The sequence below is a fragment of the Verrucomicrobiota bacterium genome (genome assembly GCA_039192515.1).
Taxonomy (GTDB): Bacteria; Verrucomicrobiota; Verrucomicrobiia; order Methylacidiphilales; family JBCCWR01; genus JBCCWR01.
The window spans coordinates 1-2,225 of record JBCCXA010000096.1; the positions used below are offsets into that span (position 1 = coordinate 1).

A 2,225-nucleotide genomic window follows, 5' to 3' on the forward strand; every position below is an offset into this window, starting at 1 on the left:
ATGGATGACTCTTATCACGATGAGCGGAGCCAGGCGCAGCGAATGAACTATGGGGGTGCGTGGGAGGAAGCTGGCGTGGTCTATGCGGGAGCCAGGAGACTTCCGTGGGCAACGGCTCGCGCACAATACGCCGGTATGTCACTATAGGGGATAAGGCTGGAGGCCTCCTCCCAGAGAGCAGCCGCTAAGCCACTATGTGGCATACTGGCCTGTTGTGCGAATGTCTCCACAAGCAAGCATAAACCATGACAGCTTCCTTCTCCCTCCCATCGCAACGGGGGGATAAAGCAAAATTTCATGATTCACAGCCCAACCCCATCTCTACAGCCAGACATCTTCTTCGAGCTTTGTTTTCAACCATATGGGAGGATTAAATTGCCCACTACTACCCACCAATTTGTAATTTGGATTAGGTTGATAAGAGTTTACAATTAAATTTCCATCTTCCACTTTAAATGCCCCAATAGTATCTTCATCTAGCCTAGAGATATTATCATTTCTCTCATCTACAACCTCAAAAATACCTTCCTTGATTTTTGACACCGTAGTAATTACATCCTTGCTATAAGAAGCATGCTTTCTGATTGTTTCGTTAAGGAAATCAAAAAACTTCGGGTTAGTTAGAAAATTCTCTGGAATTTCCTGACACCCTGATGATTTATACTCTCCAATAATTGACTTCTCAGGCAGTCCTTTTTCAAAGCCTATTTCAGGAGAAATCACGGATAGGATAAATCTCCAACTTCCGTCCTTTTCAATTTCATAAACATGCATCAGTTTCTTTTTATAGGCTTTTTGCCCATTGATCAAAGAAACTCTCTTGTTCGTTTATATTGACGGGAATAACGTCTTGGCCATCGTCAAATATTGAAACTAGATCCTGCATTTTTGCCTGCTTTCCTATGGTCAATTTATATGCCTTCTCGCCATAGCCCATAGATCTGGACATACCAGACGGATATACATTTCTGCTAGCTCCGTAGCACTTAATTCTTAAACCCTGATTTTCAAGTTCTTTTCTAATTTCACATAGAACTGAAAAAAAATCTTCGCCTGTCTTTTCCCCTGAAAAAAACTCAGAAATAATACCAATTTGAACCAATTCAGGATTTTCAGGTGATTCCTCATAGATCAATAATTTAGCCTCAATGCTTTTATTGTCTTGAGTTAGTAAAGAGACTTCTTTCTGATCAAAAGAGTCATCCTCTTTGCTATCGCTCATTATTTCTTTTCATCAGGTTTTTTAAAGTTTGGATTCTTTCTAAACTCTCCAGTTTTCTTTGAGCGAGCGCCTACAATTTCATTAGGTTTAATCCCGCCTGGGAACGCTACCTCTTGTTGTTCTGGGAATGGTGATTTGTTACCTAATGTCTTATTAACATCAATACCTCGATCTGACTGAATTGTGAAGACGTTTCCATTCTTACCACCAAATTCGTTGGCTATTGCTTCTGATTTTGATGTTGGAACAAAACCACTGTTAGATTGACTTGTGCTCTTAGCTGACGCCTCTAAATCCATATTTGAACCTTTAGGCTGGATGCCTTTATTAAATGCTGTATCAACGTCTAGCGATGCCTTATCACCTCTAAAAGATGTCCCTCTAGCACTTCCAGCCAAATCGTCTCCCATACCACTAGTAAGGCTTTTAGATAACTGATTTGCTTTTAGTGCCTGACCTGCTTTAGCTAATGCCCCTCCAACTGCAGCTCCACCTAATGCTTTAGCAGCTCCTTCAGAGGTTTGTATTGACTGTCCAAAATCTGTTACTGCCTGATCAATTGCATCTCCAACTGCTCCAGGATTATTTGCAACGAAGCTTGCTCCTTTTATAAAATTAGCTCTTCCTTGCTCTGTGCCAAGGCTTCCGATGGCAGTACCAGTTTGAGCTATTCCTTGCCCGATGCCTACGACTGATTCAACAGCTCCTTTACCTACATTGAGAGCAAAGTTGCCAACATCTGCTGCTGTCAACGGTGTTACTTCTCGATTTCTTCTAACAGCTTTCTGTAGACCCTGGGGATCAAAGAATGTCCAAGGGTTCTGATTGACATAGGCATAGACGTTAGGCCCGTCGACGAAGGCGAGCGGATCTCTGGTGATGAAGACCCCGGCTTCGAGGTCGCGGTAACGGAAGCCTTCGTTAAGGAGACCTGTTGGGTCTTCATCCTTGGAGTTGGCCTTCTGGCGATCTTCGGTAGAGCCAAATTCTTCGGTGCGTGTTC

At 42.8% G+C, this 2,225-nt stretch carries 3 protein-coding genes; all 3 read right to left on the reverse strand.

Features of this window, described 5'->3' with window-relative positions:
• Window positions 1-321: 321 nt before the first annotated feature.
• The gene (locus AAGA18_16125) at window positions 322-810 is read right to left on the reverse strand and encodes a hypothetical protein (protein ID MEM9446868.1); all 489 of its coding nucleotides are present in this window, start codon (window positions 808-810) and stop codon (window positions 322-324) included.
• Window positions 785-1,222, reverse strand: coding sequence for a hypothetical protein (locus tag AAGA18_16130; GenBank protein ID MEM9446869.1), 438 nt, complete (start codon window positions 1,220-1,222; stop codon window positions 785-787). The genes AAGA18_16125 and AAGA18_16130 overlap by 26 nt, the downstream gene beginning before the upstream one ends.
• On the reverse strand, window positions 1,222-2,225 hold a 1,004-nt coding region (locus AAGA18_16135), incomplete at its 5' end, for an RHS repeat-associated core domain-containing protein (GenBank protein MEM9446870.1). The genes AAGA18_16135 and AAGA18_16130, both read right to left, overlap by 1 nt.